The following is a 23,735-nucleotide window of genomic DNA, read 5'->3' as shown; positions in this document are numbered from 1 at the left end:
TCATCATGGTTGAATAATGTACGAGACATTCAGCTACGATGACCCAACCATTCTTCCCGCACTTGCTCGGGACCACTGGGCCTACATGGAAAGCAATTCGGCCGCAGCGGTGATGAAGGCTGTCTGCCCGAACGAATGGACAGACATTGTCGAGGTGCTCGAGACCTACCGGCTTGATCCGAAGTACTGGTTGAAGGCTGGAGGGAACCGGGGCGACATTGCGGAACAGATCGACGATGAGTTTGGGAAACGCGGTTGGCGGGAGACTCGACTTGACCTTGAGACGCGCGGCCTTCTCCTTGACAAGGACGGCAATCAAGTGGGCGAGCTGCCTGTAATCAGGCAGGAGGGCTACCTCGTTGACAACTTCAAGAACCGCATCGTGCTGGACGTGGAGTGGAATGCGAAGGACGGCAATCTCGACCGCGATCTGGCGTCCTACCGCTCTTGGTTCGATGCTGGCATCATCTCAGCTGGCGTTATCATCACAAAGGACCGGCTGGCGTTGCTCGCCTTGGCCAGGCGGATATGGGGCGACTATCAGGAGACGCTTCCGGAAGAGGAGCGCGTCGCAAAATTGCCGATTGACCTGACGACCTCGACAGTGACTGCCTTCGACAAAGCCCAAATGCGTATGCGCCGGGGCGTGATGGGGTCTTGTCCGGTCCTGATTGTGGCGGCCAACGAGAGCACCTGGAATGGCGAGTTGTACAGCTAGATCAACTTCCTCTCCGCCCCCTCGGGCGCATCGAGGTGTCGGCCCCGGCTAGCAATGAACGCACGCGCTGAATCGAGTACCCAGTTTCGTCTGAGATTTCGCGCACACTGCTTCCGGCCTCATACCGGCTTTTCAATTCAGCACCGAGAGCCACGGCCACGTCGGGTTGGAGATGTTCATTCGCGCGCAGCGGTGGCAGGATTTCACCGCCCGAGTAACCTTTATGGGCCTTCCCGCGCGGTTCGTGATCGTCCGCAGATTCATCACCCCATAGCGTCCACTTCGACCGGGGATGACGCGCGAACAGTTCGAGGTACGGCCCGGGAGAGCAGCTCTCGATCAGGCCATACTGCTCATCTGGCTTTCGTGAATGCTCCCGCTTCCTCGTCTCAATCATGTTAACCTGTGAGCGTCCAGGCGAGAGCGTCCGCATCGATCCTTTGACGCCAAAGAGGAGGATTTCGGTCACGTTCCGAAAGTAGAAGCCCACGCCCCGGCCGTCCGGTCCGCCATCCTTGCGGCGCTTGGCCCAGATGATGTTCGAGACGTAACGGAAGCCCCAAGCAGACATGACGTCGAGCCCATCGGGCAAGAGGGCGTTGGGTACCCACAGGTAGAGGTGCGCATTCTTGGCTGTCACGTCCTTGAGAGGGAGTTCCTTGATCGCTTCGAGCGACATGGTTGAATAACGGTCAAGCCGTCGATGCTCTGGGGCGACCTTTCCCGTACGGTTTGAAAATCGCCAAGGCGGATCAGCTAGTACAGTAGAGAAGCCACCAACCACTTGAGGTAGAGGTGCGGGTTCCAATTCAGGGCGGAGCGGTTCGATCTGCTGGACGTTCATGGTGATCACGCTAGAGCTAAAAAAGATCTTTGAAAAGATCTTTTTGTAGAAAATTCGTTGTGATTTGGGGAACGACGCTATGCGCTCTCCCTCACCCTCGCGAGGGCATCTGCTGGCTCGAACAATGGAACGAGCCGCCGCCGGCCAGCACGGCATCGGCCATCACGCCCACCGTCTTGCGGTCCGGGAACAGCTCGGCGATGGCGGCGACGCCGTCCTGGTCGTGGCGGGTGCCGTAGATGGGGACCACCACCAGTTTCGAGGTGATCGCGAAGTTCATGTAGCTCGCCGGTTCGATCCGACCATCGGTCTCCACCCGGCCGGGGGAGGGGACTTCGCGTACGGTTACGCCCATGGCCTCGGCGCGCGCTTTCGCGTCGGCGTAGATCGCGGCGTTGGGATCGTCCGCGCCGGTGGCGGTGGGCAGGGCGAGCACATTGGGGGCGACGAAGCGGGCGAGGTTGTCGACGTGGCCGTCGGTGTGGTCGTTGATGAGGCCCTCGCCCAGCCACAGCACGCGGGTGTAGCCGAGATCGCGCTGGAGGCGCATTTCGAGGTCGGCGCGGGTGAGGTGCGGGTTGCGGTTGGGGTTGAGCAGGCACTGCTCGGTGGTGACGACGAGGCCGGTGCCGTCGCCGTCGAGCGCGCCGCCTTCGAGAATCCAGTCCGCCGTTTCCACCGCGAGGTCGGCGCTTTCGGCCAGTTTCGCGCCGATCTCCTGATCGCCGTCCATCAGGTACTTGCCGCCCCAGCCGTTGAAGCCGAAGCGCATGGCCTTGCGCCGGCCCGCCTCGTCCATGACGACGAGCGGGCCGGTGTCGCGCAGCCAGACGTCGCCGTAGCGGCGCACTTCCAGCGTGACCTTTTCCGAGACAAGCGATGCCGCCCGCGCCCGGTTCGCCTCGTCGCGCACGATCAGGCGCACGTCCTGGCCGGTCTCGGCAACCGCGCTGGCAAATTGCGCCATCTGCACCTGGGCGGCTTCCAGGAAGCCCGGCCATTCGACCGGGTCATGCGGGAAGCCGATCCAGATCCAGTCCTGCGCGTGCCATTCGGGCGGCAGGGTATAGGTCACTTGTGGCAGCCTCCTGTTGCCGCGGCGCAGGCCTTGTCGCGGATCGCGCGGAATTCGTCGCCCTCGTGCCAGTTCGGCCAGAAGTCCGAATCGGCGAGCGCGCGGCCGAGCGCGTAGTAGAGGCCCGCGTCCTCGACAATCCCGTCCCAGTTCCAGTCGTCCGAATATTCGTCGCTGGGGGCGTGGTAGTGGTGGGCGGTGTAGTCCTCGCCGATCTTGTCGCCGGCTTCCTTGCCGCCCTCGAACAGGTCGGTGCTGCGGCCAACGTCGAACATCGGCACGCCGCGCTTGGCCATCGAGAAGTGGTCCGAGCGGTAGTAGTAGCCGCGCTCGCTGTGGTCCTCGGGCACTTCGGTCAGGCCCTGGTCGGCCAGCGCGTCGCGGAAGATCGAGGTGAGGTCGGACTTGTCGCCGCCGGTCATCGCGTAGGAACGCGAACGCGGCGCGGGCATCAGCGCGTCCATGTTCACCCCGCCCACCGTGTGGTCGAGCGGATAGATCGGGTTGGCGGCGTAGTATTCGGAGCCGAGCAGGCCCGATTCCTCCAGCGTCACGGCAAGGAACACCTGGCTGCGGTCCGTCGCGCCGGCCTCGACATTGGCCTTGGCGATGGCCGCCAGCGCGGCGACGCCGGTGGCGTTGTCGACCGCGCCGTTGCAGATGTCATCGCCGGTATCGTCGGGCGTGCAGTGGCCGAGGTGATCCCAGTGGCCCGAATAGAGCACGTATTCGTCCGGGCGGGTCTTGCCGGGCAACACGCCGACGACGTTGTTCGAGGTCGACTTGCGGATGGCGTTGTCGAAGCCGAAGCTGGCCTTGAGGCCCAGCGGCACCGGCTTGAAGCCCTTGTGCCTGGCCGCTTCGGTCAGCGTGGCGAGGTCCTTGCCGGCCGCTTTCAGGATCGCTTCGGCGACGGGCTTCTGCACCCAGCCGTTCGCGGCGGTCTGGTCGGCGCCGTCATCGGGGGTCTGCACATAGTACTGCGCGCCGGTCCAGCTCGAATTGACGACGTTCCAGCCATAGGCGGCGGGGAAAGTGTCGTGGATGATGAGCGCGGCGCTGGCGCCCTGCCTTGCGGCTTCCTCGAACTTGTAGGTCCAGCGGCCGTAATAGGTCATGCGGCGGCCCTTGAAGAGGCCGTCCTCGGTCTCGTTCGCATAGTCGGGGTCGTTGACGAGGATGACCGCGGTCTTCCCCTTCATGTCCACGCCGGCATAGTCGTTCCAGCCCAGCTCGGGCGCGTTGATGCCGTAGCCGACGAAGACCAGCTCGCTGTCCGTGACCTGCGTGTGCGGTACGACGCGGTAGCTGGCGGCGACGTACTGGTCGCCGAAGCCGAAGGACATCTGCGCGGCGGGGCCCGATACGGTGAGCGGGGTGTAGTTGCTGCCGATGATCTCCACCGTGGGCACCGGCTGGAGCCACTTGCCGTTGTTGCCCGGCTGGAGCCCGGCCGCCTTGAACTGCGAGACGATGTAGTCGAGCACCTTGGGCTCCACCGCGGTGCTCGGCGCGCGGCCCTCGAAATCGTCGGCGGAGAGGCGCTTGGTCATCTGCTTCATGAGGTCGACCGAGATGTCCGGCTTGGCTTCGGCCGGGCTTTCCTGCGGCGGTGGCAGCGCGGTGCCCTTGGGCATTTCGGGACCGGCATAAGCGGCGCTACAGGCGCTCAGCGCCAGTGCGGACAGGATCAACGTGGACTTTTTCAAGGCTGCGACCTCTTGATTGCCTTGGGGGGAGGCGGAGAGGTGCCAGACGGCGCCGCGATGCACAAGCAGGGCCACTTGCCCTTGCGCGGCACAGCGGGCAGGGATGGGGCATGACTGCCGACTGGACCGGAGCGATCGACCGCGCCCGCGCGCATGCGCCCTTCCTCGCGACGGTGCTCGACCGCCTGCCCGATCTCACCGAAATCCTCGCTTCGGGCGATGGCGAGGGTGCGCTCGCCCATGCCCGCGCGGCGGGGCAGGGCGCGACCGACGTCGGCGTGGCGCTGCGGCGCGAGCGGCAGGCGATGGCACTTGCGCTGGCGGTCGGGGACCTTGCCGGGGCCTTTCCGCTGCTCAAGGTGACGGGCGAGTTGTCCGCCTTTGCCGACCGCGCGCTCGATGCCGCGATTGCCGAGGGCATCCGCCGCCGCGCGCCCGACAGCGAGCCGGCCGGTTTCCTCGCGCTGGCGCTCGGCAAGCACGGCGCGCGCGAGCTCAACTACAGTTCGGACATCGACCCGATTCTGCTGTTCGACCCGGAGCTGCTGCCCCGGCGCGAGCGCGACGAGCCGGGAGAGGCCGCGCAGCGCGTTGCGCGCGTGGTGGTCGAAACGCTCTCGCGCGTGACCGACGAGGGCTATGTGTTCCGCGTTGACCTGCGCCTGCGGCCCGCATCGGAAGTGAGCCCGCTGGCGATCTCGATCGATGCCGCGCTGACCCACTACGAATCCTCCGCGCTCGCCTGGGAACGCGCGGCCTTCATCCGTGCGCGCGCCTGCGCCGGAGACATCGCGGCGGGCGAGGCGTTCCTCGCGGCGATCCGGCCGTTCGTGTGGCGCAAGAGCCTTGATTTCGGCGCGATTGCCGAGATCGGGCGGCTCACCGCCCAGATTCGCGCCAATACGCGCGGCGGGCCGTCGGTGGGGCTGGGCTTCGATCTCAAGAAGGGGCGCGGCGGCATTCGCGAGATCGAATTCTACGCGCAGACGCACCAGTTGATCCACGGCGGCCGCAACCCGGCGCTGCGCCTACGCGGCACCCGCGCCACGTTAGATGCGCTGGCCGAGGCCGGGCTGGTCGCCGCCGAGGAAGCGCGGATGCTGGGCGAAAGCTACGACCGGCTGCGCACGGTCGAGCACCGGCTGCAGATGATGCAGGACCAGCAGACCCACAGCCTGCCCAAGACGTTCGAGGCGCTCGACGAAGTCGCCCGGCTCGACGGATTGCCAGGCGGGCAGGCGCTGCTCGACGAACTGACGGAGATCACCGAGGCGGTGGGCGCGCGCTATGACGCGCTGATCATGGCGAACACGCCGAGCGGCGACAGCGTTCCCGTTGCCATGCCCGATCAGGCCTCGCTGCTCGAGGACCTCGAAGGGCTGGGCTTTGCCGATCCCGCCGCGCTGGCGGAGCGGATCGAGGGCTGGCAGTCCGGCCGCGTGCGGGCGCTGCGCTCGGATGCGGCGCGCACGGCTTTCGAGGCGATTCGCCGTGATCTGCTGGCCGCGCTGGCTGCCGCGCCCGAGCCCGAACGTGCGCTTTCGCGCTGGGAACAGCTGCTCAACAATCTCCCCAGCGCCATCAACCTGTTCCGCCTGCTCGAGGCGCGGCCCGGGCTGCTGGAGCTGCTGGCGCGCATTCTCAGCCTCGCCCCGCCGCTTGCCGATGCGTTGGCGCGGCGCGCGGACCTGCTCGACCCGCTGATCGATTCGAGCGCGTTCGACCTGCCGGGGGAGGTGCCCGAGCTGATCGCGGCGTTCTCCCGCTTCGAGCCGGACGACGATTACGAGCGCAAGCTCGATTCGGTGCGCCGCAAGGTGGGCGAGCTGCGCTTCATGCTCGGCGTTCAGCTGATCGAGGGCAGCAACGATCCGATCGCGATCGGCCGCGCGCTGGCCCGCGTCGCCGAGGCCGCGCTGGTGGTGCTCACCGACGCGACGCTGGAGGAATTCCGCGCCACCCATGGCCGGGTGCCCGACAGCGAAATGCTTGTGCTCGGGCTCGGCCGGATGGGCGGCGGAGTGCTCACTCACGCCTCTGACCTCGACCTCGTCTACCTGTTCGACGGGGATTTCCATGCGGAGTCCGACGGGCGGCGGCCGCTGGGGGCGACGCATTACTACAACCGGCTCTCGCAGCGCACGATCTCGGCGCTCTCGGTGCCGACCGCCGAAGGCGCGCTATACGAGATCGATACGCGCCTGCGGCCTTCCGGTGCGCAGGGGCCGGCGGCGGCCAGCCTTGACAGCTTCGAGAGGTACCAGCGCGAGCAGGCCTGGACCTGGGAGCACATGGCGCTGTGCCGCGCGCGGCCGCTCTACGGCTCGCCCGAAGCGCGCGGGGTTCTGAGCGAGACCATCGCCAAGGTGCTGACGGCGCCGCGCGATCTCGCCAAGCTGCAGGCGGACGTGCTGGAGATGCGCGGCACTATGGCGGCCCACAAACCGCCCAAGGGCCCGCTTGACGTCAAGCTGTCGCGCGGCGGGCTCGTCGATCTCGAATTCATCGTGCACTTCGTCCAGCTGCGCGAGGGCAAGGGGCTGGACCCAGACCTCGCCGAGGCGATCCGGCTGCTGGCGAAGGACGGCTTGCTGCCTGCCGAACTGGCGCAGGCGCACGACGTGCTCACCCGCTTCCTTGTCGCGGCCCGCCTCCTCGCGCCCGATTCGAAGGTCCCTTGCGCGGCGGCGTGCATGGCGCTCGTGCGTGCATGCGGCTATGGGACCTGGGAAGGCCTCGAAGCCGGGCTGGCCGGTGCGCGCGCGCATGTCGCCGCCGCCTGGCGCGCAGCTTTCGGCGAAACACTGGAGACAAACGATGAGTGACAAGCCCGGCGTCGGTGACGCGTTCCCCGACATGGCCATGGAAACCCCCGAGGGCGGCAGCGTGAAGGTATCGGATTTCGCCGGAAAGAAGCTCGTCGTGTTCTTCTATCCCAAGGATAACACGCCCGGCTGCACTACCGAGAACATCGATTTCTCGACGCTCAAGGGCGAGTTCGACGCGGCTGGCGTGGCACTGCTCGGCGTCAGCAAGGATTCGGCCAAGAAGCACCAGAACTTCATCGCCAAGCATGACCTCAAGGCCCCGCTCGCCAGCGATGCCGAGGAGAATGGCTTGTCCGATGCGCTCGGCATCTGGGCCGAGAAGAAGAACTACGGCCGCACCTACATGGGCATGGTCCGCACAACCTACCTGATCGGCCCCGACGGCAAGATCGCGCAGGTCTGGGACAAGGTGAAGGTCAAGGGTCACGCCGCCGCCGTGCTGGAGGCCGCCAAGGCGCTCTGAATGCAGCAGACCGTCTCCGCCGCGATTCGCGCGGCGATGCTCGAATGCGATCCGCAGGCGAAGGTCATGGCCGCGCGCAAGGTTGCGCGCGACTGGCGGCTGGGGCGGCTGGACTTCGCCTTTGACGTCATGATGCCCGAGCAGCCCGGACGGCCCGAAGCGCCCGAATTGCTGCCGCCCGGGCGCATGCCCAGGCGGCGCAAGGCCGGCTCCGAGCGCGGCCGAATCGCGCTGTGGCATGCGCTCGCGCATATCGAGTTCGTCGCCATAGACCTCGCGCTCGACATGGCCGGGCGTTTCGGGGCGGAGATGGGCGAGCGATTCGTGGGGGACTTCCTGTCGGTCGCTGCGGACGAGGCGATGCATTTCGCGCTGATCGACCGGCATCTGAAGACGCTGGGCAGCCACTACGGCGCGCTGCCGGCCCATGCGGGCTTGTGGAGCGCGGCGCATGACACGCGCCACGACGTCGCGGCGCGGCTGGCCGTGGTTCCCATGGTGCTGGAGGCCCGGGCGCTTGACGTCACGCCTTCAACGCTCGAACGCGTGCTCGCGGCGGGCGACGAACGCGGGGCGCGAATCCTCGAACGAATCCTTGACGACGAAATCCGGCACGTGCGGTTCGGCGCAAATCATTTCGTCGCCCTCGCCAAACAGTCTGGCGCAGCAGTGGACGAATTGTGGAAATCACTGGTTTCCCGCCACTTTCGTGGCACCGTTAAGCCGCCGTTCAACGACTCAGCGCGTCTTGCAGCCGGTTTATCGCGCGATCTCTACGCCGGGGTTGCGTGATCGAAACATGACAGCTTAAGTCACAACTAACGAGACGGCGGGGGGTTCCGACCATCTCCAAGAATGAAATCTTGCTGCCGTTTTTAGCGGCTGCATGGATCAAACAAACGTCGTGTCCTCGTGGGTTGCGGCGGAAAACAAGGTATTGCGAGTGGTCGTAACGAAGTATTTCGCCAAGTTCCGCGCAGTGACCGGTGTCTTCGCCGCTGCGGGTCTTTCCATCGCCGCACATCCCGCGATGGCCAACAGCAGCGCTGCCGCTGCCGACATTTCCGCTCCCCTGCGCACCGCCCAGTCGGCCAGCCAGTCGGTTTCCGGTGGCGAGGACGAGCAGTTCCGCAAGCTTTTCAGCTCCTGGCAGAACTTCGAGGAAACCGGCCTGGCCGTCTCGAAGGCCAAGCCGGCCGTTGCTGGCGGCATCGCTTCGGTTTCGATCCCGTCGCGCAATCCGCTGAACCGCGATGTGATGACCAGCAGCTTCGGTGAGCGCGAGCACCCCATTCTGGGCCGTCGCCGCATGCACAAGGGCGTCGATCTGGCCGCGCCGATCGGTACGCCGGTCTATGCCCCGGCCGATGGCGTGGTGAGCCGCGCTTCCTGGTTCAGCAGCTACGGCCTGTACATCTCGATCGAGCATGGCGCCGAAATGGAGACCCGTTACGGGCACTTGTCGCGCCTCAATGTCGCCGATGGCCAGCACGTCCACAAGGGCGACGTGATCGGCTTCGTCGGCACCACCGGCCGCTCGACCGGGCCGCACCTGCACTACGAAGTCCGTGTCGACGGCGAGGCGGTCAATCCGCTGCCGTACATGCAGTCGCCCGCGGGCCTGGCAGCAGCCGAAGAGGCTGAGAACAAGGGCGGCTGACACCAAAGAGTTTCAAGCCACGGCGAAAGGACCTCGCGTTCAGACGGGGCCCGCCAGAAGGGTTTGGAGAGGGGGAAGAGGCGGCCGGTAACGGCCGCCTTTTCTTATGCCGCCGTTGCTTGCCGGTGGCGGACCCCGGCCTGCCTGACGGGCAATGCCGGGGTGCGTTTGTCAGTGGACGAAGCGGGCGATCACGTCTCGGTACGAGCGCGAGACCTTCACTTGCGCGCCGGACGCCAGCACCAGGAAGCATTCGCCGTTGGTGTGCGGTTTGACCTGCCGGACCTGGTTGAGGTTGACGATGGTCGAGCGATGGACGCGCTGGAACACGCGCGGGTCGAGCCGGCGTTCGAGGTCCTTCATCGTCTCGCGCAGGATCAGCGAATTGTCGGCGGTGCGGATGCACATGTAGTCGCCGGCGGCCTCGATATGCTCGATCGAATCGACGTCGATGCGGAAGATCTGGCCGCGGTCCTTGATGTTGATGAGCTTTTCGTAGCGGTCGGCGCCCGCATCCGCCTCCTCGGGCATTTGTTCGATCGCGTCGGGCGCCACTTCGGCGAGCACGTTCTTGAGCTTTTCCGCTTCTTCGGCAGAGCGCTTTTCGGCCAGGCGCTGGCGCACGCGGGCGAGCGTGTCGTCGAGCTTGGTCTCCTCGACCGGCTTCATCAGGTAGTTGACGGCATTGGCCTCGAAGGCGCGGACGGCGTGTTCTTGGTAGGCGGTGACGAAGACGAACAGCGGCGGCTCGATCTCCATCACGCCCTTGACCACGGAGAAGCCGTCGAAGCCGGGCATCTGGATGTCGAGGAAGACCAGATCGGGCTTTTCGGTCTTGATCTTGCGGATCGCCTCGCGTCCGTTCGAGCAGGTGTCGATGATCTCGACGTCGGGGTACTTCTGGAGCCGCAGTTCCAGGCCCTGGATTGCCAGCTTCTCGTCGTCGACAAGGATCGTGCGGATGGTCATTTGTCGTTATCTCCGGACCGTCCAACGCGTGCGGTCCATAATGGTTTCATTGCGCCGCCAGAGCCGGCTGCCGTTGTGTTTCCAACATGTCCTCGACGGATTCGCGGCGCTCTGCCGGGAGCTCGATCACGACGGCAAAGCCGCCTTCGATCGGTTCGATCGTCTCGAAGCGGTGGTTCTCGCCGTAGGCCTGCACGAGCCTGTCCCGAATGTTCGAAAGGCCGACGCCGGTGGATACCGGCTCGCCTCCGTCGTAGGTCATGCCAGATAACCTGTTGTCGGTGGTCGGACTTTGCAAGCCCGGCCCGGTATCCGAGACGGTGATGCGAAGCATGGAACCGACGAGTTGCGAGGTTATCGTGATCTCCGCGCCCGATTCCTGCGGGGTTACGGCATACTTGATGGCGTTTTCCACCAGTGGCTGCAGCAGCAGCGAGGGCAGCAGGCAGGTTTCGGTTGCCGGGTCGATCTGGAACGTGGTGCGCAGCCGCTCCTCGAAGCGCATGCGTTCGATGTCGAGGTAGAGCTTGAGCGTCTCCACTTCCTGCGCGACCGTGACCCGCGCCGAGGGCTTGTTGACCAGCGTGTAGCGCAGGAACGAGGACAGCCGCGAGAGCATGGCATTGGCCGGCTCGGTCTGCTTGAGCAGCACCAGAGTCGAGATCGAATTCAGCGTGTTGAACAGGAAGTGCGGGTTGAGCTGATAGCGCAGCATGGCGAGCTGCGCGCTGGCCGCCTGATTCTCCAGCTGGATGAGCTGGTCGTTCTGTTCCTCCACCTGCAGGTAGAAGTTGACCATGTAGTAGAGCGCCGTCCAGGCGCCGAGCAGCGTTGCGTCGAGGTAGAACACGCCAAGGAACAGGTTGGTGAAGCCGGCGTCGCTGTCGGTCCGCCACAGCGACCAGACCCATGCGTCGATGAAGGCGTGCAGCGCCACCGCGAAAGGCAGGACGAGCGCGGTCAGGCCCCAGGTCACGATCGGGCGCCGGGTGATCAGCGCGCGGTAGATCACCGAGAGGACCAGCGAAATCGAAAAGCCGGTGATCGTCGCGATCAGCACCAGCACCAGCAGCGTGGGCGGCTGGTTGTTGGCGATCAGCGACATCGTGCGCAGCATCATCGCGCCGGCCCAGCCGGCGGTCTGTAGGCGCCAGAAGGCCTTGTCCTTGTTGGCGAAGAACGGGATCGGCTGGATGGGCAGGACGCGCATGGCCGAGTGTCTAGCCCAATTTACGCAAGAGCTGAAATGCCGGCGGGGTCATCGCACCGAGTTGTCAACCTCCGCGCGCGTCGCGGACCGCCTGGGACAGCTGTTCGAGGCCCACCGCGCCGGTGATCAGCTGGTCGCCTGCGACCCAGCTGGGCGTGCCGGAAAAGCCCAGGCGGCTCGCCAGTTCGAGATTGCGGTTGATTTCCGCCTCGACGGTCGGGCTCGCGGCGACCCGGCGCGCGCGGTCCATGTCGAGGCCGACTTTCTCCGCCACGGCCTCGATCGTCTGCTGGTCGAGCTGGCCGGCCTCGAACATCGCGTCGTGGAAGGCGGGGTACTTGCCCTGTTCGGCCGCGGCGAGCGCCATCTTGGCCGCATCGGGGCTCCGCGGGCTGATGATCGGCAGTTCGCGCACGACGATGCGCAGGTCGGGGTTGTGGGCGATCAGGCCCTTCACGTCGGGCAGGCTCTGGCGGCAGTAGCCGCAGGCGAAATCGGTGAATTCGACCAGCGTGACCTTGCCGTTGGGATTGCCCAGCACGGCGCCGGGAAAGGGCGTCTCCACCGTAGAGCGCACGCCGGCAAGCTGCTGCGCGCTCTGCCGGCGCTGCAGCACGTCCATGGCCTGGGGCAGGATCTCGGGATGTTCGAGGATATAGTCGTGCACGACCTGCTCGACGGCCTTGCGCCCGCCATACCAGCCGCCCGCGCCCACGAGGGCAAGACAACCGGCGATCAATGCGAACTTCATGCCATTGGCCATGTGATTTCCCGATACCTTTCCAGTGTCCGGCCGCCGGGCCGGCGATCCGAACCGTTCTCTAGCGCTGCTTCTTCCGGCGCTCCAGTTCCGCGCGCGCCTGCATTTCGATGTCCTGCGCGCGTACCCAGTCCGGCGATCCGGTGGGCAGGCCCGCCTCGGCGGCCTGCGCGCTCATCAGCGCGGCCGCCATGTTGCCCGAGAGCGACTGTTGCTCGGCGCTGGCGAGGCGCGCGCGGGGCATGTCGCCGTTGGCGGCGTAGATCGTGCCGAGCTGGTACCAGGCGAAGGGATTCTCGCGGTCGCGCACCACCGCCGCGCGCAGCACGCTTTCGGCTTCCTTGAAGTTCGCGGGGTCCTCGGTCGCCATCAGCGCATGGCCGAACAGCGTGGCGATGAGCGGCTGGTTGGCCGTCATCCGGGTGGCGCGCCGAAGCGGCTCGACCGCTTCGGCCGGGTGTCCCGATTCGAGCAGGATCTGGCCCTGCAGTTCGAGGAAATAGGGGTCGTCGGGATCGCTCGCCACGAGCGCGTCGGTTTCGGCGCGGGCCTCGTCGATCTTCGATTCGCGGTTGTAGGCATATGCGCGGGCATAGTGCGCGGGGATCGAATTGTCCGTCAGCGGGTACTTGCGGAACACGTCGCGCGGTTCGGCCATGTAGCCGAAGAGCTTGGCCTTCATCCGCACGAAGCGCTTCTGCAGCTGCGGATCGTCCGGCTTGTTCCAGGCCGGGTCCTTCTCGTAGGTGTCCTGCAGCGTGGCGATGCGGTCGCCGGTCAGCGGGTGGGTGGAATAGAACTCGTCGCCGTCCTTGGGCCGATAGCCGTAGCGATATTCCAGGTTCTGCAGCTTCTTGAAGAATTCCACCGAGCCGCGTCCGCTGATCCCTGCTTCCGAGAGATACTTGGCGCCCGCCGCGTCGGCCGAAGCTTCCTGCGAGCGGTTGTAGGCGAGGTACTTGCCCATGGCCGCCTGCTGGCCGGCCATGATCACGCCCATGGCCGCCTCGCCGCCGCCCGCCGCCGCCGCGGCCGCGCCGAGCAGCAACGACAGCAGCGAGATGCTGGTCGCGCTCCTGGCGCCCTGGTTGAGCACGGCGTGACCACCGGTCACGTGGCCCAGTTCGTGTGCGATCACGCCCTGGACCTCGGCGGCCGTATCGGCCTCTTCGATGAGGCCGCTGTTGACGTAGACGGCCTGGCCGCCGGCGACGAAGGCATTGACCGAGCGGTCGCCGACCAGAACGATGTCCACGTTGTCGGGATCGAGCCCGGCCGCCTTGATCAGCGGCGTCGCCATGTCGTGCAGCAGCGCTTCGGTCTCGGCGTCGCGCAGGATCGATTGCGCTGCGGCGGGCGTGGCCGCCCACCCGAACACCGCCAGGACCATCAGGAAGAACGCGGAAGTTCGCAGCTTGTGCATCGTGCCTCTTGGGACTGTACGGCCTGAACCGGTGCTGAAGCGCCCTTGCCGTGTTCCCAGCGTAATGGCGGCGCGCGCCGTTTCAAGGGGCGCGGTCCCGGCGCCCCTTTGAACCCGACGCGCGGCTCCGCAAATCAGTCGAGCAGATGCCGCGCGGCGCGATCGAGCAGCGCCTCGTCGTCCGACACTTCGCCGAGCAGGACCAGTTGCCCGTCGTCCAGGCGGCGGGCCACCAGCACCGCGAATTCGCTGTCCCGGCCGACCGATTCGAAGGAACGGGGCTGGAGCTGGCGCAATCCCTCGACCAGGGTCTCGTGGGTGTTGCGCGGGCGTTCCGCCTTGCCGCTTTCCTCGCGGCGCAGGCGGCGTTCCTCGCGCACCAGTCCCTTGAGGCCTCCGGAGGTTTCCGAAAGCAGCGCGGAAAGCCCGCCGGGCGCGATGTCCAGACGCTGGCCATGCGCGATGACCGTGGCGAATTCGGTAAGGCGGGTCTTGTCGTATTCGATCCCGAACACGAGCTTGACCAGCGGGATCAGCGGCGCACGTTCCTGAACCTTGAGTCCCGCCTCGCGGACCAGCGTGGCAAAGTCCTCGGGGGCCTCGGCCGCGGCGAGCGCGAAATCGTAGGCGCGGCCGATGGCGTCGTAGAGCGCCCGGCGCGAGCGGTCCTCGCTGGTGATGGCGTTCTGCGCTTCGGTGCGCGCGGCCTTCAGCCAGTCGGCCAGCGACATTTCCGCGCTGTCGATGACGATCTCCGCGTCATCCTCGGCCGGATCCGGGCTGTCGCCTTCACCGTCTTCGGACTGTTCGGCGGCGCCGAGAGCGTTGTCGTCGAAATTGAAGTAGTCACCGTGCATCCCGAACTGGGCGAGCGGCAGCTCTATCGAAGGAGACTCGGGGTCGATGTCGTCCGCGTCCAGTTCGACGCCCAGATCGACACCCAGCTCGACCGGGCCGTCGGCCCATTCGCTCATGGGTTCGGCCTCGCGCTTGATCGACGGGCGCGCCTCGATGGCTTCGTCGACCTGCTTCATCAGCTCGTCGGTGGTCGACTGGTCGGCCAGTTCCTTCCAGTTGATGACGCCGTAGATGTGGTCGATGGTCACGTCGTCGCGCGAAAACGGCAGCAGGATCCCGCGATAGAGGATCGTCACGCCGCGCTGGTTGACGAACTCCGCCTCGAAGCCGACCGGCGCCTGGTTGGCGAGGATCTGCATGTAGTGGTCGGTAATGCGCGAAAGCAGCGAGCGCGGCGGAACGTCGTTCAGCCGTTCGATGGGGCCTTGCGTTCCGCATTCCTCCGCCAGCTTCTCCCCGAGATAGCCGATCGCCGGGTTGTCGACGCCGTCGGTGAAGTCGAGCAGGACGCTGAAGGGGCCGAAGTCCAGGAAGTATTCCGGATCGAGCAAAGAAACGTCGGGGAAGGTGCGGTTGCCAAGCAGGCTGGCCCAGAAGTTGTAGGCGCGCATCTGCATGCGCCGTTCGTCCGAGCTGATGCCCGCGGGCGGCGTTGCCGCACCGGTGTCTTCCATCACCGGAGAGACTTCGTCGGTCTCATCCTGAGTGGAAAACGGGCCGCGTAGAGTATCCATCTGGTTTCCCCAAAAACCTAATCCGGACCCTTGTCGCGCAACATGGTAAAATATTGCTTAAGTTGCGCCCGGCAGGGCGCGGCGCGTCAGGACGGCCTGAGCACGCCTTCGCCGGGGCGCGGCAGCGGGGCGACCAGCCGCAGGATCGTGAACGACACGATCAGGAATACCGATCCGGCGTGGAGCGCGAAAGGCAGGCTCTTCCAGTCGGCGAGTGCGCCCCAGGCCCACGATCCGAGCGCCATGCCGCCGAAGGTCACCGCCTGGTAGATCGACAGGCAGCGGCCGAGAATATCGTCGGGCGAGCGCATCTGCACGGCGGTGTTGATCGTCGTCAGGATCCAGACCCAGCCCATGCCCGCGGCAAAGGCGGCGGGCAGCGCGTAGACGACCTGGCTGACCTCGGCCACCAGCGAGAGCGAGCCGACGAACATCGCCGCGCCCAGCGCGAGAATGCCTTCCAGCCCGAGTTTCCTGCGAATCGCACCGATGAAGGGGGCGGCGAGGATCGAGCCGATGCCGAACAGGCCCAGCATCAGGCCGAACGCCAGCTCGGACCCGTGCATCTGCGCGCTCACCACCGCCGGGAGCAGCGACTGGTAGGCGGCAAGGCTGAAGCCGAGCGCCAGCCCGCGGATCAGGATACGGCGCAAGGGGCCGTTCCCGGCGCAATAGCGGATGCCCTCGGCCACGGCGGGCAGGATCGGGCGGCGCTCGATCCTGCGCGGTTCGGGGCGCCACCAGAGAAGCACGAGGATCAGGCCGATATAGCTGACCGCGTTGATCGCGAAGGCGAACGAGACGTTCCAGATCGAGATCAGCAGGCCGCCCAGCGCCGGGCCGATGGAGCGGGCGATGTTGAACGAGATGGAATTGAGCGCGATCGCCTGCGGCAGTTCCGCCGGGGCGACCTGCTGGCGCACCGAAGCCTGCCAGGCCGGCGAGTTGAGCGCGGTGCCCGCGCCCACCGAGAGCGTGAAGGCAAGCAGCAGGGAGGGCGTGATGAGCCCGGCATAGGCCAGCGCCGCGAGCGCGGCGGAGACGGTCAGCATACCCACTTGCGCGGCAAGCATGACGCGGCGGCGGTCGAAGTTGTCGGCAATGGCGCCGGCGAACATGCCCAGCAGCATGATCGGGACCGTCGCCGAGGCCTGCACCAGCGCGACGAGCTGGTGCGAGGGCGTCAGCTCGGTCATCAGCCATGCCGCACCGACCGACTGCAGCGTCGAGCCGAGGTTGGAGAACAGGTTGGCGATCCAGATCGCGCGGAAGATCGGATAGCGGAAGGGGGAGAAGGTGCCGCTTGGCGGCGGCGGGACAAGCCCCGCGGTCGTCGTCTCGACGATGTCCTCTATGATCTCTTCTTCGCGTGACACCCGTCCCGCCTAAGCGGAGCGGGAACCGGCGGCAAGCCCGCTCGGGAAAAGATGGCATGTCCCGAGCGCCAGCCGGAAGGTCCCGTCGTCCACGCGCGAGGGCGGGGCGATGCCGGCGATCAGGGCGAGGACAGCCCCCGGTCGGTGCCGCACAGGTGATCCCAGAACCGGAAGTAGAGCCCGTAATTGCATCGGTAGCTCTCGTGGTGCCGGTGGTGGTGGCTGGCGGTGATCAGCCAGTGGCCGATGCGCGAGTGCACCAGCCGGCGGGGAAAGATTTCCCAGCCCATGTGGTTGGTCACGCCCATCACCGTCATGATCGTGAGCACGAGCCCCAGAACGCCCACGTGGACGGGCACCACGAACACCAGCGCGGGGATGACCACAGCGCCGGTGATCGCTTCGACGGGATGAAAGCTCATGGCCGCCCAGGCCGTTGGCGGGCGGCTGGCATGGTGCACGGCATGGGCGATGCGGAATGGCCGGGGCAGGTGCATCCAGCGGTGGGTCCAGTAGAACCAGGTGTCGTGGAGGAACAGGCAGGCCAGCAGCGATGCCGGCATCCACCACAGCGGATATTCCCGCGCATCGGTGTAGATGCGGGTCCAGCCATGCTCCTGCCAGCCCCACGCGGCCAGCCCGGCGGGAATGCCGTAGATCGCCGCCGACAGCAGCGACCAGCCGATCTCGCGCCGGATCTGCCGGTTCAGCCCCATGTAGATGCCGGGCCGGACCCTGCCGGTGATCCATGCGAAGAGGCCGGAGGTCACGAGGTAGCGAACGCCCACGATCGCCGTCATCGCGGCGGCGGAGGCGATCACCGCCCATGGACCCGGACCAAGGCTCGCTGGCATGGCGGGGTTATGCCCGGGCCTTGCGGCCGATGCTAGCCCGTGCGGCGCACCTTGTTCTTGTGCGCGCCCATGCCCTTGGGGCCGCGCGGGCGGAAACGGCGCTTGCGCTCGCCGCCATCCTCGCTGCCGTGGTCGTTGTTGCGGCGTTCATTGTGCGGCGCCTCGTGACGGGGGCGTTCGCCCTGCGTCCGCTCGCCCTGGGGCCGGTCGTGACGGCGATCGTCGTTGCGCTTGCCGCCGCGACCCTGTCCCTGACCGTTCTGGCCGCGGGGTTTGCCGGAACCCTGTTTGCGCTCACCCTGCGGCTGGGCCGGGGCCTTGCGCGAAGGGGCGGGCAGGCGCGCGGCCTGCTTCTGGAAATCCTCGGGCAGGCCGAGCGCTTCGAGCTTGACGCGGGTCAGGCGCTCGATGCTGCGGATGTAGGGCTTTTCGTCCGGCGCCACGAAGCTGACGGCCACGCCATCGGCGCCCGCGCGCGCCGTGCGGCCGATACGGTGGACGTACTGCTCGGGCACGTTCGGGATCTCGAAGTTGTAGACGTGGCTCACGCCCGTAACGTCGATGCCGCGCGCGGCGATGTCGGTGGCGACGAGGATGCGCACGGTGCCCTGGCGGAAGCCGCCGAGCGCGGCGGTGCGCTGGGCCTGGCTCTTGTTGCCGTGGATCGCGGCGGCCGGAATGCCCGCCGCGGTCAGGTGGCGCACGACGCGGTCGGCACCGTGCTTGGTGCGGGTGAAGACGAGCGCGCGGTCGATCGCGCCATGCTCGGCCTGTTCGGCGGCGTCGGGCGCAAGGCCCTCGCGCAGGCGCAGGGTGAGAAGCGCCTGCTTCTCGGCCTGGTTGATAAAGGTCGCGTATTGCTCGACGCGCTCGGCAGTGGTCGACTGCGGCGCGACCTCGACCTTCACCGGGTTGTTGATGAACTGCTTGCCCAGCTCGGCGATCGCCTGGGGCATGGTGGCCGAGAAGAACAGGCTCTGGCGCTGCTTGGGCAGCAGGGCGGCCACGCGCTTGAGCGGCACGATGAAGCCGAGGTCCATCATCTGGTCGGCTTCGTCGAGCACGAAGATCTCGACGTGGCGCAGCGTCAGCGCGCGCTGGTCGATGAGGTCGAGCAGGCGGCCGGGCGTGGCGACGAGGATGTCGCAGCCGCGCTCCAGCGCGCGGGCCTGCTTGCCCACCGGAACGCCGCCGAAGATGCACTGGATCGAAAGGTTCAGGAACTTCGCGTAGCCGCGCATGTTCTCGGCGATCTGCGCTGCCAGTTCACGCGTGGGCGAGAGCACCAGCATGCGGCAGCCGGCATTGGCGCGCGGCTTGGGATCGGCGGCCAGCCGGTGCAGCGAGGGCAGCGAGAACGCGGCGGTCTTGCCGGTGCCGGTCTGCGCGATGCCCAGGAGGTCGCGGCCTTCGAGCAGCGAGGGGATCGCCTTGCGCTGGATCGGAGAGGGATCGGTGTAGCCCTTGGCTTCGAGCGCGCGGAGAATGGGCTCGGCAAGGCCAAGTTCGGAAAAATAGGACATACGTCACTTTCAAAAAGTGCGGAGCGCACGGGCGCACATGGCCCGCGAACACAGCAAGGGTTCGTTTCGGGCGACCCTGCGTGAAGAAGGAAGCTTGGTTTCAATGGCAACCGCTCATCCGGGCCGGTTCCGGCGGTATTCGCCCGAACCCCACGCTGCTCACGGATTGCGGCGGGACAAGGCCCCACGCGCCGGTTGCTGGACTGCTATCTAGTGTGCATTGCACCATAACGCAAGAAAATTGCGCTTGCCCGGCGCGCGCCGTCCTGCTGAGAGGCGCGCGATGAGCGCGGCTTCCTCTCCCTGCACCGGCGTGTGCCGCATCGATCCGGCAACCGGCTGGTGTCAGGGCTGCCGCCGCACGCTCGACGAGATTGCCGCATGGCGCGCCATGAGCGAGGCGGATCGTCGCACCGTCATGGACTGGCTGGCCGCGCGCAAGGGGTCCGACTGAGCGCGGTTCAGTACTTCCCGCCGAGCTTGCCGTGGTCCCAGCTCACCGCCCGGAAGGGCGTGAAACGAAGGACGACGCGCTTGGCGATCGAGGCGCGAACCTGTTCGGACATGGCGGCATCGAGGCTTCCGGCCAGCGGTTCGGCCGCGCGGATCCGGCGCATCAGCGCGACGACCTGTTCCGGCCCGCGCACGATCTCGACATCGGCGTAAAGGATCACGGCCTTCAGCTCGGCATACGTCTCGCCGCTTTCGACCAGCAGCGCGGCGCGGGGATCGCGTTCGAGGTTGCACACCTTCTGGCTGCGCGCGAAGCTGGTGATGAGCACCCGCCCCTCGTCGTCGAGACCGTAGTTCATCGGCACCGGGTGCGGCAGCCCCTCGGGCCCGTTGGTGACGAGGATGATCCGGCGCTCACCCCCCTGGTAGGCGCGCGTTTCCTCCGGCGTCATGCGCACCATGTCGCGGCGCGAGGGCATCAGCCCTGAACGCCGCCCTGGCCGCCCCATTGCAGCGTGTGTTCGTCGCCCAGGTTCACCAGTCGCCGCAGCGAGGCGCGGGCCAGCCGCTCGACCTCGACCTTGCGCCGGGCGGCGGCAAGCTGGCGCAAGGGGGCGGGACGCAGGATTTCCGCGTCGTAGCCGTCGGCAACGATCAGCCCGCAGCGGTCCGGAAGAAAAGCCTCGGTTTCCAGCGGCGAAACGTCGAGCGCGGGCGAAAGGCCCCAGTAGAAGCGGTCGCAGTAGTCGAGATAGTCCGTCCACTTGCCGTCGCCGAGAAGGTCCGCGCGACTGACCTTGATCTCGACGATGATGACATGGCCCTTGGCGTCGATCCCCATCAGATCGGCCCGCCGTCCGCAACGCAGCGGCATTTCGGTCAGGCACCAGATGTCGTTGCGGGCGAACAGCCGCCCGATGCCGCGCGCGACGTCGGGCGCGGCTACCGTTGCCGGGGAGGATGCGGGCGGGAGAGAATCGGTTTCGGCCATGGTGCCATGATAGGAACATATCATGAACTGGCAAGCCGGAAGACCGCTATGGCAGGCGATACCTCAGCCGTCGTCCTGCGATTCGCCCTTGGCGGCAAGGCCGAGCATGACATCGCGCGCGAGAATGAATTCCTCCCAAAGCGCCTGTGCCGCCGCATGCGGCCTCGTTCCGTGCGCATGGGCCGAAAGCAGCGCGGACAGCCCCGCTTGCATGAGCGCGGCGAGATCTTCGATGCCCTGTTCGACCAGCCTGAGCCGCCAGCCGCCCGCATCGCGCAGGGCTGCCGGAAAGGCCTGGACCTCGACCGGCAGTGTATCGGTCGCGATCCCGGCCATCGCGGCAATGGCTCCGGCGGCTTCGTGCAGTGTCGCCCACTTCACGCCGAGCGTGTCGATAGAATCCAGCGCGAGCTGCGGCTGGTCGGCGAAAGGCAGGCCATTGCCCGGCGATCCGCCGGTGCCCACGCCGGCCGTGCCCACGTTGGTCGGGGTTGCTTCCATAACGGTTAAGCATAACGCGCCCGGCCTTGCCATTTCCCTAATCCCCGTGCGCGCTTGCCGAGGTGATCCGAGCCCCGGTGATCGGACAATGTGAAGGCATCGTGCCCCCGCAGGCATTTTGTCGCTGGAAACCCTGAACGGCCTCTGCTAACCGCCCCTCCACTGCACCCGTAGCTCAGCTGGATAGAGCGCTGCCCTCCGAAGGCAGAGGCCACAGGTTCGAATCCTGTCGGGTGCGCCATTTCTCCCGCATTTGCTGTAACCGTGAGCCGGCGCATCATCGTGTCGCGGCGCCTGCTTGCCGCCGATAATATGCGGGTGCGATGCCCGCCTCGCGTTTGAAGGAATTGCTGAACGCTCTCGGAAGAAAATCCAAGTCGCCGGGCGAGCATTGCCAGCGTCTCCCTGGTCATCCCGCGAGCCTCCATGGCGAGTTGGATGCGCCAGCGCGCCACAGATTAGGTCAGCGGCTGCACGCCCGCGGCAGTCTTGAAGTGGAGGGCAAAGGAAGTGCGGGACATGCCCCCAGAAGATTGTTGCCTCGGACGCCTCGGTACGGCGCGTCGGCGTGATGCCGCATGCCATCGACCCGGATGCCGCCAGGCTCCTCTGATCCGAGAGCAACGGCCTGCTCGGCCTCGCAGACTGATTTCGAGCGGGTCGTCATAGCCCATGGCGACAACATCGCTTCGGACGCCAAAGCCACCGTTCAAATGGCGTGGTCGGTGCCACTCGGTTGGAAATCATAAGCGTTAGGGCTGAATGGCGATCCGTCCTAGTCCGCAATGGCTCCAAAGGAGGTTGCCATCATCCCGCATCGTCTATACTATTTGGTATAGTATAGACGATGCGGGATGATGTGGAGCAAGTTATGGCGGGAACCGTGGTGCGTGATCGACTTGGTATCGAGGTTTGGCTCCAAACAGGCGTGAAGCTCCTGGCTGAAGAAGGCGTCTCGGCTCTCACCGTTGACCGGTTGAGCGCCACAGTCGGGCGATCCAAGGGGTCGTTTTATCATCACTTCCAAGGGGTCGATGGGTTCGTCACCGCTCTCCTGGAATATTGGCGGAAAACGCAGACGGAAGATGTCATTCGGCACGTCGATAACGAAGCCGATCCGCGAACCCAGCGGACTGCGCTGATGCAACAGGCCGCCGGGCTGGATCATGATGTGGAGCGTGCCATTCGCATCTGGGGCGGTTCCGATGCCAGCGCGCGCAAGGTCATCAAGGCGGTCGACGAGCGACGTATCGCCTACCTGGCACGAATCCTTGCCGCCAGCTCAGCGCTTGAAATGCCTGAGGCGACGGATCTGGCACGGATCGAATATGCTGCCCTGATCGGCCTTCATCAGCTTTATCCGGAAGTTGATCCCGAATTCCTGACGCCACTCTACGAACGCCTGGCGCGCCTTATCACGCCCGGCGAGGAGTGATTCCATGTTGCACCTTGCCTCAGCCATGAACCTGCTCCTTGCCGCTTTTCATATCGGGATCGTTTTTGTCGGCGCGCCCGGATATCGATATTTTCGGGCACCGGAGGAGTTCGCCATTAGGGCTGCGGCCGGCGATCCCGCACCCGCACTGATCACGTTGGCCATCGCGGGTGTCTTCCTTGCCTGGAGCGCCTATGCGGCATCGGCGGCCGGCTTGATACGGCGCCTTCCCATGACCCGGCCAGCCGTCGGCGTAATTGCGGCGATTTTCCTGCTGCGCGGCCTGTTCGTCATACCTCAGTTGCTTCAGGCGGCGGGTCTCATCGATGGGATAGCTGAGGCCGAACCGCGGGATATCGTCTTCTCGGCCAGCGCATTTGTGATCGGCGCGATCCATGCCATCGGCCTTTGGACTCTATTTCAGGAGGAAAAGCCATGCCGTCAGTGAATGATGCCCTGAGCGCTGCGAGAGCGACGATCGACAAGGTCGAGCTTTGCGTCGCCGCAACATCCGGAGACCATGGCGTCGCCAATGTTCGTGTCGTCCAAAAGCTTTCGTTCGACGACACTTGGTGTGTTGCATTCGCTACGGACCGAACATCTCGAAAGACCGCTGAGATCGAACGCACCGGAAAACTGACGCTCTTGTTCGAAGACGATGCTGAGGGTGCCTACGCAGCCTTGATCGGCACAGCTTCCGTGTCGTCGGATCTGGAGACCAAGCAAAAATACTGGACCGGCGATCTCGATCGCTGGTTTCCGCAAGGTGCATCATCCGAGAACGCGGCCATCGTCGAACTCAAGCCGGAGCGGATCGAGTTATGGAATTACGCCAAAGGCATCGCGCCGGAACCTTTGGGGCTGCGCGCCGCCGTTCTGGAGCGCGACGGTGATGACTGGCGGCGGCTCGCCTGAAGCCCGAAGCTGGGACAAGCCGGAGAACCAATCCAAAAAAATGGCCTCAAGGCCCGAATCCATAACTGTTCCGTCGGCGGCGGTCGATGCCGGCGTTCGGGTTGGCCGCGTGCGGAATCGGGCCGCCGTTTGCAAATCTGCCCGGTCGGCACTCGGTGAACCGGCGGGATTCGCCATGGGACCTTACCCGTCCGGGGGGAAGATCGCTGGATTTCCGTCCGGTCCCGAGGCGTGGGACGGCCTCGGCCGTTCCAATTTCATGAAGATATACCCGAAAAGCCGCAGAAAACTGCCAAAAACCAAACTTCATGAAACTTTTTTGAAGAAAGTGTTTGACCGAATCGGGGGTGGGTTTTAGAGGGCCTCTCACCGCAGCGGAACACGCCGGTTTTCACCGGTTCTGAGGCGGTCGCCAACATAGACGGACAGCTTGTCC

23 protein-coding genes and 1 tRNA gene are annotated in these 23,735 nt (G+C 65.9%); 10 read left to right on the top strand and 14 right to left on the bottom strand.

From position 1 onward, the window contains the following. Positions 1-16 precede the first annotated feature (16 nt). Positions 17-718, top strand: a complete 702-nt coding sequence (locus NZK81_RS18695) for a BglII/BstYI family type II restriction endonuclease (protein ID WP_260047611.1) — start codon at positions 17-19, stop codon at positions 716-718. 1 nt (position 719) lies between these two features. Here the strand turns inward: NZK81_RS18695 and NZK81_RS18690 are convergent, their stop codons facing one another. The 3 genes from NZK81_RS18690 to NZK81_RS18680 form a co-directional block, all read right to left on the bottom strand. Beyond that, a complete protein-coding gene (locus tag NZK81_RS18690; RefSeq protein ID WP_260047610.1) occupies positions 720-1,562 on the bottom strand; it encodes an MT-A70 family methyltransferase in 843 nt (280 codons plus the stop codon). A gap of 91 nt (positions 1,563-1,653) precedes the next feature. Then, positions 1,654-2,637 (bottom strand): agmatine deiminase family protein, encoded by a 984-nt coding sequence (locus tag NZK81_RS18685; RefSeq protein ID WP_260047609.1) that lies wholly within the window; start codon positions 2,635-2,637, stop codon positions 1,654-1,656. Continuing rightward, positions 2,634-4,274, bottom strand: coding sequence for a M28 family metallopeptidase (locus NZK81_RS18680; protein WP_260047660.1), 1,641 nt, complete (start codon positions 4,272-4,274; stop codon positions 2,634-2,636). The genes NZK81_RS18685 and NZK81_RS18680 overlap by 4 nt, the downstream gene beginning before the upstream one ends. A 182-nt stretch (positions 4,275-4,456) precedes the next feature. Here NZK81_RS18680 and NZK81_RS18675 point away from each other — a divergent pair, with 182 nt between their 5' ends. The 4 genes from NZK81_RS18675 to NZK81_RS18660 all read left to right on the top strand — a co-directional run bounded on the left by NZK81_RS18675 (position 4,457) and on the right by NZK81_RS18660 (position 9,297). Beyond that, the gene (locus NZK81_RS18675) at positions 4,457-7,171 is read left to right on the top strand and encodes a bifunctional [glutamine synthetase] adenylyltransferase/[glutamine synthetase]-adenylyl-L-tyrosine phosphorylase (RefSeq protein ID WP_260047608.1); all 2,715 of its coding nucleotides are present in this window, start codon (positions 4,457-4,459) and stop codon (positions 7,169-7,171) included. Further along, a complete protein-coding gene (locus tag NZK81_RS18670; protein ID WP_260047607.1) occupies positions 7,164-7,637 on the top strand; it encodes a peroxiredoxin in 474 nt (157 codons plus the stop codon). Before NZK81_RS18675 ends, NZK81_RS18670 begins: the two co-directional genes overlap by 8 nt. Further along, complete coding sequence (locus tag NZK81_RS18665) at positions 7,638-8,429, top strand: ferritin-like domain-containing protein (RefSeq protein ID WP_260047606.1); 792 nt, start codon at positions 7,638-7,640, stop codon at positions 8,427-8,429. It begins immediately after the preceding gene. A gap of 151 nt (positions 8,430-8,580) precedes the next feature. Further along, the gene (locus tag NZK81_RS18660) at positions 8,581-9,297 is read left to right on the top strand and encodes a M23 family metallopeptidase (protein WP_260047605.1); all 717 of its coding nucleotides are present in this window, start codon (positions 8,581-8,583) and stop codon (positions 9,295-9,297) included. A 171-nt stretch (positions 9,298-9,468) separates the two neighbouring features. Here the strand turns inward: NZK81_RS18660 and NZK81_RS18655 are convergent, their stop codons facing one another. From NZK81_RS18655 to NZK81_RS18620, 8 genes are all read right to left on the bottom strand, one after another. Continuing rightward, positions 9,469-10,266, bottom strand: a complete 798-nt coding sequence (locus NZK81_RS18655; protein WP_260047604.1) for a LytR/AlgR family response regulator transcription factor — start codon at positions 10,264-10,266, stop codon at positions 9,469-9,471. Positions 10,267-10,312: 46 nt separating this feature from the next. Next, positions 10,313-11,476 carry a sensor histidine kinase gene (locus NZK81_RS18650; RefSeq protein WP_260047603.1) on the bottom strand — a complete coding sequence of 388 codons (1,164 nt, stop codon included), beginning with the start codon at positions 11,474-11,476 and terminating at the stop codon, positions 10,313-10,315. Positions 11,477-11,540: 64 nt separating this feature from the next. Continuing rightward, the gene (locus tag NZK81_RS18645; RefSeq protein WP_260047602.1) at positions 11,541-12,239 is read right to left on the bottom strand and encodes a DsbA family protein; all 699 of its coding nucleotides are present in this window, start codon (positions 12,237-12,239) and stop codon (positions 11,541-11,543) included. Positions 12,240-12,297: 58 nt separating this feature from the next. Continuing rightward, positions 12,298-13,659, bottom strand: a complete 1,362-nt coding sequence (locus NZK81_RS18640) for a M48 family metalloprotease (RefSeq protein ID WP_260047601.1) — start codon at positions 13,657-13,659, stop codon at positions 12,298-12,300. A gap of 134 nt (positions 13,660-13,793) precedes the next feature. After that, complete coding sequence (locus NZK81_RS18635) at positions 13,794-15,251, bottom strand: PAS domain-containing protein (protein ID WP_260047600.1); 1,458 nt, start codon at positions 15,249-15,251, stop codon at positions 13,794-13,796. 86 nt (positions 15,252-15,337) lie between these two features. Further along, positions 15,338-16,627 carry an MFS transporter gene (locus tag NZK81_RS18630; RefSeq protein ID WP_260047599.1) on the bottom strand — a complete coding sequence of 430 codons (1,290 nt, stop codon included), beginning with the start codon at positions 16,625-16,627 and terminating at the stop codon, positions 15,338-15,340. Positions 16,628-16,746: 119 nt separating this feature from the next. Then, positions 16,747-17,481: a sterol desaturase family protein gene (locus NZK81_RS18625; RefSeq protein ID WP_260047598.1), complete on the bottom strand. Its 735-nt coding sequence runs from the start codon at positions 17,479-17,481 to the stop codon at positions 16,747-16,749. Positions 17,482-17,513: 32 nt separating this feature from the next. Next, the gene (locus NZK81_RS18620) at positions 17,514-19,004 is read right to left on the bottom strand and encodes a DEAD/DEAH box helicase (protein ID WP_260047597.1); all 1,491 of its coding nucleotides are present in this window, start codon (positions 19,002-19,004) and stop codon (positions 17,514-17,516) included. A gap of 283 nt (positions 19,005-19,287) precedes the next feature. On the opposite strand from NZK81_RS18620, the gene NZK81_RS18615 reads away from it, so the two are divergent. Continuing rightward, positions 19,288-19,458 (top strand): DUF1289 domain-containing protein, encoded by a 171-nt coding sequence (locus NZK81_RS18615; protein WP_260047596.1) that lies wholly within the window; start codon positions 19,288-19,290, stop codon positions 19,456-19,458. A 7-nt stretch (positions 19,459-19,465) separates the two neighbouring features. Here the strand turns inward: NZK81_RS18615 and NZK81_RS18610 are convergent, their stop codons facing one another. The 3 genes from NZK81_RS18610 to NZK81_RS18600 all read right to left on the bottom strand — a co-directional run bounded on the left by NZK81_RS18610 (position 19,466) and on the right by NZK81_RS18600 (position 20,949). Next, entirely contained in the window at positions 19,466-19,936 is a 471-nt protein-coding gene (locus NZK81_RS18610; protein ID WP_260047595.1) for a pyridoxamine 5'-phosphate oxidase family protein, read from the bottom strand. Further along, positions 19,936-20,448: an MmcB family DNA repair protein gene (locus NZK81_RS18605; protein WP_260047594.1), complete on the bottom strand. Its 513-nt coding sequence runs from the start codon at positions 20,446-20,448 to the stop codon at positions 19,936-19,938. Before NZK81_RS18605 ends, NZK81_RS18610 begins: the two co-directional genes overlap by 1 nt. A 63-nt stretch (positions 20,449-20,511) precedes the next feature. Beyond that, on the bottom strand, positions 20,512-20,949 hold the full coding sequence (locus NZK81_RS18600) for a hypothetical protein (protein WP_260047593.1): 438 nt from the start codon (positions 20,947-20,949) through the stop codon (positions 20,512-20,514). A gap of 164 nt (positions 20,950-21,113) precedes the next feature. Here NZK81_RS18600 and NZK81_RS18595 point away from each other — a divergent pair. From NZK81_RS18595 to NZK81_RS18580, 4 genes are all read left to right on the top strand, one after another. Then, a tRNA-Arg gene (locus tag NZK81_RS18595) sits at positions 21,114-21,190 on the top strand. 630 nt (positions 21,191-21,820) lie between these two features. Next, positions 21,821-22,384 (top strand): TetR/AcrR family transcriptional regulator, encoded by a 564-nt coding sequence (locus NZK81_RS18590; protein ID WP_260047592.1) that lies wholly within the window; start codon positions 21,821-21,823, stop codon positions 22,382-22,384. A 4-nt stretch (positions 22,385-22,388) separates the two neighbouring features. Then, positions 22,389-22,832 carry a hypothetical protein gene (locus NZK81_RS18585; protein WP_260047591.1) on the top strand — a complete coding sequence of 148 codons (444 nt, stop codon included), beginning with the start codon at positions 22,389-22,391 and terminating at the stop codon, positions 22,830-22,832. Continuing rightward, a complete protein-coding gene (locus tag NZK81_RS18580; RefSeq protein ID WP_260047590.1) occupies positions 22,820-23,299 on the top strand; it encodes a pyridoxamine 5'-phosphate oxidase family protein in 480 nt (159 codons plus the stop codon). Before NZK81_RS18585 ends, NZK81_RS18580 begins: the two co-directional genes overlap by 13 nt. Positions 23,300-23,735: the final 436 nt, after the last annotated feature.

The sequence above is a fragment of the Novosphingobium mangrovisedimenti genome (assembly GCF_025153475.1).
In the GTDB taxonomy this organism is placed as follows: domain Bacteria; phylum Pseudomonadota; class Alphaproteobacteria; order Sphingomonadales; family Sphingomonadaceae; genus Novosphingobium; species Novosphingobium mangrovi_A.
The sequence above is the reverse complement of the archived record's forward strand: the minus strand, read 5'-3'. Positions and strand labels throughout refer to the sequence as shown.